The sequence below is a fragment of the uncultured Aquimarina sp. genome, from assembly GCF_947492405.1.
GTDB lineage: Bacteria > Bacteroidota > Bacteroidia > Flavobacteriales > Flavobacteriaceae > Aquimarina.
In genome coordinates this window covers 380,774-386,773 of the sequence record NZ_CANLMP010000007.1, presented here as the reverse complement: position 1 = coordinate 386,773, position 6,000 = coordinate 380,774, and the positions used below count along the sequence as shown (strand labels likewise).

Annotated in this window: 9 protein-coding genes; 7 read left to right on the top strand and 2 right to left on the bottom strand. The window is 29.8% G+C overall.

Annotation, left to right across the window (positions count from 1 at the left end; all coding sequences use genetic code 11):
- The first annotated feature begins 268 nt into the window (after positions 1-268).
- The 7 genes from Q0829_RS23245 to Q0829_RS23215 all read left to right on the top strand — a co-directional run bounded on the left by Q0829_RS23245 (position 269) and on the right by Q0829_RS23215 (position 3,817).
- Positions 269-445, top strand: a complete 177-nt coding sequence (locus tag Q0829_RS23245) for a hypothetical protein (RefSeq protein ID WP_298547436.1) — start codon at positions 269-271, stop codon at positions 443-445.
- A 178-nt stretch (positions 446-623) separates the two neighbouring features.
- On the top strand, positions 624-1,835 hold the full coding sequence (locus Q0829_RS23240; RefSeq protein ID WP_298547434.1) for a hypothetical protein: 1,212 nt from the start codon (positions 624-626) through the stop codon (positions 1,833-1,835).
- Between the two features lie 210 nt (positions 1,836-2,045).
- Positions 2,046-2,210: a hypothetical protein gene (locus tag Q0829_RS23235; protein WP_298547432.1), complete on the top strand. Its 165-nt coding sequence runs from the start codon at positions 2,046-2,048 to the stop codon at positions 2,208-2,210.
- Between the two features lie 118 nt (positions 2,211-2,328).
- Positions 2,329-2,517: a hypothetical protein gene (locus Q0829_RS23230; RefSeq protein ID WP_120752386.1), complete on the top strand. Its 189-nt coding sequence runs from the start codon at positions 2,329-2,331 to the stop codon at positions 2,515-2,517.
- A 32-nt stretch (positions 2,518-2,549) separates the two neighbouring features.
- Entirely contained in the window at positions 2,550-2,726 is a 177-nt protein-coding gene (locus Q0829_RS23225; protein WP_298319660.1) for a hypothetical protein, read from the top strand.
- Between the two features lie 127 nt (positions 2,727-2,853).
- Complete coding sequence (locus tag Q0829_RS23220; protein ID WP_298547431.1) at positions 2,854-3,309, top strand: hypothetical protein; 456 nt, start codon at positions 2,854-2,856, stop codon at positions 3,307-3,309.
- A gap of 76 nt (positions 3,310-3,385) precedes the next feature.
- The gene (locus tag Q0829_RS23215) at positions 3,386-3,817 is read left to right on the top strand and encodes a regulatory protein RecX (RefSeq protein WP_366893867.1); all 432 of its coding nucleotides are present in this window, start codon (positions 3,386-3,388) and stop codon (positions 3,815-3,817) included.
- 71 nt (positions 3,818-3,888) lie between these two features.
- Here Q0829_RS23215 and Q0829_RS23210 read toward each other — a convergent pair whose 3' ends face one another.
- Positions 3,889-4,119, bottom strand: a complete 231-nt coding sequence (locus tag Q0829_RS23210; RefSeq protein ID WP_298319665.1) for a class I lanthipeptide — start codon at positions 4,117-4,119, stop codon at positions 3,889-3,891.
- Positions 4,120-4,265: 146 nt separating this feature from the next.
- Positions 4,266-5,963, bottom strand: a complete 1,698-nt coding sequence (locus Q0829_RS23205; RefSeq protein WP_298547429.1) for a helix-turn-helix domain-containing protein — start codon at positions 5,961-5,963, stop codon at positions 4,266-4,268.
- Positions 5,964-6,000 lie beyond the last annotated feature (37 nt).

The window sequence follows — 6,000 nt, the reverse complement described above, 5'->3', positions numbered from 1 at the left end:
GAAGCTATACACGATGCAATTGTAGATGCAGCTGACGCTGTAGTAGGTTTCTTTGACGGATTATTCGGAAACTAAAAACAAACTTTTAGAACCTTACAGTTTTAGAAGTCCTTTAAAATATTTAGCAACACTTCATAAGAGTATTGCTAAATATCAAAAAAAAGTGAGCAAGTATATTGCTCACTTTTTTGTTTTCAAAATCTTAGACTCTCATTAAATGAGACCCTTTACATCTACTTTTACATCATAACTCTAAAACATATCAAAAATGAAAAACTTAGAAAATCAAGGACTAATAGATATGACTACTAACGAATTAATAACTATCGACGGTGGTAACTGGTGGGATGATTTAACCGATGCAGTAAACGATGCTGTAGAAGCTGTTGAAGATCTTATAGAAGGATTATATGATAATTTACCTACTGATTCTCGTATGGTATAAAATCAAACCAAAATAACATCAGTTCTTCATAAATGCGGGTATTAATTTATCCGCTTTTTTATGACTCACCTTCTAAACCTAAAACAATGAGAATAAATAAAGTGAGTTTCAGGTAAGTTCACTTGTTAAATTTGATTATCAAGAGTGATCACAATATTACTTTAAAAAGTAACGTACAATGAAAATCAAAAAGAAACATACTCTAGGCATGATAGTATTAGTTATATTTTTAATTAGTGGTTTGTATTTGTATTTTTTAATGAATAATTATAAAAAACAGGATCAACTTACCATTTCCAGTGCGCCAAATAATATTTCGATCCCATTTCGATATTCTTCCGACGGACATATACTGATTGATATAAAAATTGACAACTCGAACAAGACATATCCTTTTATTCTAGATACCGGAGCTTCTAACTACCTATTCCAAAGTTTTCCTAAAGAAAAAATAGGTAAATCAATCGGTAGAGGAATCGGGATGGATCCCAATGGGAAAATATTCTTCCCTAAAATCTTCAATATCCCTTTTTTAGATGTTTCAGGAATCGAACTAAAAAATATTGCGTTCAACAAATCTCCAAGTGAGTTTCCATGTACCGAAAACATTTATGGGATTATCGGGAAAAACATCATGCGTCATTTTGTCTGGCAACTGGATTTTCAAGGTAATAAAATTTATATCGCTAAAGAATCAAACCTTTTACCTAAACATGAAGAAGAGGGAGTGAAACTAAAGCTAAAAGAAAATAGGTTTAGTCATCACCTATACATTCCTATTTATTTGTCAGACAATACTAAAACTAGATTAATAGTGGATACGGGTATGAGTGATATTTTAAAACTTTCTACGAAAGAAATAGCATCATTGCCGTTTGGTAAAAAAATAAATATTCTAGGAGAAGGTAGTAGAGGCTTAGGAGGTAGAAGTAATTCAAAGCAGTATTTGGTAAATCTAGAAAACCTATATCTTGGAAAAAAGAAAACATTTTTAATTCCTACTATCACTACCAAGATAAGTGAGAAATCATCTTTCAGAGCTCTTGGGTTAGGTTTTTTAAAAAACTTTGTAGTTACCATTGACTGGACTACCGCATCTATAACCTTATATCAAAAAACAAAAAATCTAGAATTGACTGAAAAAGATTTTGGAGTAAGTTTCGGATTTGAAGAAGAGGTTTACATAAAATCAGTAATCGAAGGTAGTAAAGCGCACATACTGGGAATTACTCCTAATATGAAAGGATTCTTGATTAATGGCAACCCAATTAAAACTGCTGCTCAATTTTGTGAATTCAAAAGTGTTAAAAAACAATTAGATAGTTTAAAACTAACGTTTAAGAACACAAATAAAGAATATATTCTTTCTCGAGAACTTTACAATTACTAAAATTAGTGAATAACTATCTTCATCTAGACAGAAAACATAGAATCTCGCATATCTATTCTAAATAATTGTTCAAAAAAAATCATTTTTTTATGAGAGTCTCAACTAATGAGACTGTGGCGTTGTATCCTTGTATTGTAAATGAAGTAACACTTATAAGTTACTCTATTTCAGTACAAAACATACATATTCACAAATTTAAAACCTAATATCATGAAAACATCAAATTTGTTTACAGAACTTTTAATCGAAGAATTAACGACCTTAAGAGGAGGAAATCTATTCTCACCTGGAGATACCACTGGAGGGTTGCCAATTGTTCCTTTTGGAGACCCTAGCGATTGGGATGATTACTTCCCGCAAAACCCGCAACCTTAAAACTAAATGAGTTGTTATAGCCATATATAGTATCAAAATATTACAAAAATTTATGGCTCAACTTCCAGAGTTTTCAGATCTAACAATCATTTTATCAATAATCTTTAATTATATACTCATGAAAAATTTAGCAGCATTATCAAATCAAGAAATTACAACTATTAATGGAGGAAATCATAGCTCTAACGTTTGGGACAATGGATCAGGTGGTGGATGCACCGACATACCAGGATTTCCGGGTCCTATAATCATTTTAGGCCCTACTACTGGACCTACATTTCCTGATCCGGATGTATTCTCAATGTAATCAATTTATCAATAACACTAATTTCTCACAACATGAAAAATCTAATAGCATTAAAAACTCAAGAAATTAAAAACATCAATGGTGGCAATCATAATCCAAGTGTAATGGATGATGGTAATGGCGGAGGTTGCACTGGAGGACCTATTATCGTTATTGGCCCAACAACCGGACCTACATTTCCTGATCCTGACACTATTTTTGGATTTTAAATAATGTTACTTTGCTTTTAACCCAAAAATTCCTTCTGTACTAATCTATGGAAGGAATTTTTAGATACCAATAAGTCTATTTTTAACCCAATTATTTAGTACTGACATGGAAAAAAACTATCAGAATATGCTGTATACGGTTATGAAGAACTTCGAAGGAATGTCTAAAATTGACAGCTTTGATCTTATTCATAAAATGGAGATTTTATTATATTATGCTAATAGCCCCCTTAACATTGAGGAGGTAAAGAATATAATAAGCTCAGAAGTTCAGAGTGAAGAGATTGATCCTTTTTATTTTAGCATACTTCCCAATGGAAATTTCTGCGAATTTATCGGAAGTAATGGAGTGCTCCATATCTACAAAGAAGTGAATAGGTTTTTACCAGATTGGCCCATTTTTAACAGCTATCACTATAAATCAAAATATTTGCCGTTGGAACTTAAAAAACTCACCCGAAGAAACCTGCTTCAAAGCTTTGAAGGAAAACCATATCAAGAAAAAATCAAAGATTTTTTAAAAATGAATAAGGTTACTAAAAAAGATTTAATCACAAATAAAATGCTATTATTAAACTTATAATACGTGATTATGTATTTTTACGGTGATGTATCAAAAACCACCACAATCCATAACCGTAACGGAAGCCTTAAAAAAAATGGAGCACTATTGTGCCTATCAAGAACGCTGTCATAAAGATATCAGTGATAAGTTAAACACTATGAAACTGATTCCTGAAGCAAAAGAAAAGATCATCTTACATCTTCTGGATCATAATTTTCTTAATGAAGAACGCTTTGCTAAAAGTTTCGCCAGAGGAAAATTCAGAATTAAGAAATGGGGTAAGCAAAGAATCGTTAGAGAATTAAAATTTAGACAAATCTCTGCCTACTGTATTAAAATGGCTTTAAAAGAAATTCCTGAAAATGAATATCTGAAAACTTTTCACGAGCTCGCAGAAAAGAAATTCGCTACTATTTCTGAAACAAATGCCTTTAAGAAAAGAAAAAAACTAATTGATTATCTACTCTATAGAGGATGGGAAAACCAATTAGTTTTTGAGAAGGTTAATGAACTTCAAAATAATTAATAAAACAGTAAATCTTTTACTAGTACTGAAAATTAATTGTTGAAGTTTTATTTAAAATAAAAATTATACGTTTATAAATCACAATTACATTTTGTAAGTCCTTGCGTTGGTCTTCCAATTGATGTATTTGTATGGATTCCTGTTACTGTACAAGTAATAACAGTAGGACAGTTAACGGTATAGTCCATATTTTGCTCTTCACTATATATACCACTACCTCCTTTAATCATAGACACATTTGACAACTTAGCAATGGTTAATTTATCAAAACTTAACTTCCTTTTAATTTGTTTCTTTTTCATTAATATAGATACTTTACTTTTTTCATCGCAAACATAGAGATTATTTCCTGTCGATACGCTTTTTTATTTAAAACACTTCCTTTTTTTCCGGAAAAACGAATATTAAAACATTGATAATTAGTGTATTAATAAATTTTCATTTGAAACTAACTTTGTTGATGCTTTTCTAGTAGTTTGATAAAATAAGACGGATGAATTCCATTTTTTTTATAAAATGCTTTAGAAAATACTTCTGTACTATTAAATCCTGCTTCATGAGCAATTGCTCTTATCGAGTACTTTTTAAATTTCCCATCTGTTTTTAGTTTCTCTACAGCATACTCTATGCGCAACTCATTTATATACGTATTAAAATTTTTCTCTTTATATGCATTTATAATTTTGGATAGATATTTTGAATTTGTGCTAAAACTTTTTGCTAAGCTATTTGTAGTTATATTTCGCTTTAGGAATCCTAAATTTTGTTCGAAGATTAATAACCTATCCAAAACATCCTCTACTATTCTCTCATCAATACCAATAGCATCTTTTTTATTTATAGTTATCTCCTTATCCTTAGAAACTTTATCTAGATTAGAAACGAGAAATAATTCATCAAACCGCTTTTTATATTTTCTATTTTTTGCATAATTAAATCCTAAAAATAAGATCGACAGGAGAGACAACATACTCAACAGGAGAATCCAAAGTATTGATGTCTTTCCACCTTTTTCTAATGAATTAATAATCTCCTGTTTTTCAGCTAATAATCTAGGAGTATCGTAGTTCTGCACGACATTTTTAATCAAATATTTGTAATTACTATTCAAAATACTATCAACTCTTAATAAACGTTCGATATATTTTAACTGATTACTGGTATCATTAATATCTTTATAATGTTTAATTAAAATTTCATAGCTCTTTCTACTTTCCGGAATAATTAAAGGAGTTCTCTGAAATATGGCATCTACCTTTTTATGTTCTTCAATAGCGAGATCTTTATATCCTAAAACTGACAACGACTCTCCTAAATAATAACGAGCTTGCCCTAAGTTAGCCAAATCATCATTATCCTCCATTAATTCAATAGACCTGAACAAACTATCCTTAGCTGCGCTATAATTCTCTTTAGAAAAATGATTTATACCTTCATTTAAAATGAAATAATATTGTAATTCTTCATGATTAAGATTAATAGATTCTTTATATCCCAAATGGTTTATAACAGATGCAGAATCTAGAATTTTATTAAAATTATAAGACTCTGACAAAGCAAAAAGTAACTCTAAATACTCAACCGGCGCTTGTTTTTTATGCTTAGCAAAAAATGTATAACAATCTCTTAAGTTTATAAGTGCAGTTTCGTTTTCTCCCAGTAGCGCTTTTAGTATTCCAATATTTTTTTTACTAGCATACTCCAATCCTATATTATTATGCTTTTTAGCCTCTTCATATACCTTAAGAAAGTAATCAAAAGCTTTTTTAAAATCTCCCTCATTAAAAAATAATGCTGCTCTATGATAATATGAATACATAGGATACTCTGCCAAATTAGAATTTTTAGTCATTCTAATTATGGTATCACTATATTTATGAGCTTCAGGGCTCTTGCTAATTAAAGACATGAAATAATATCCATTTACCACATTAATGGTATCATTGGCTTTTTTTGCTTTTAAAAGATATTTATGAGCATATCTTCTAGCCTGAATGGTATCTCCTTCGTTTTCATAAAATTTCTCTGCCAAAAATTGATAACTATCCTCGTTGCTATTAATTTCTTGATTTTGTTGAAAAGCAATTATATGATTTGTAAAAAGAAGAAAGAATAAAAATTTAAAGAACAACCTGTTATAATTCATTTGTAAAATACATTTTAATAAAAACTAAACCTTTATC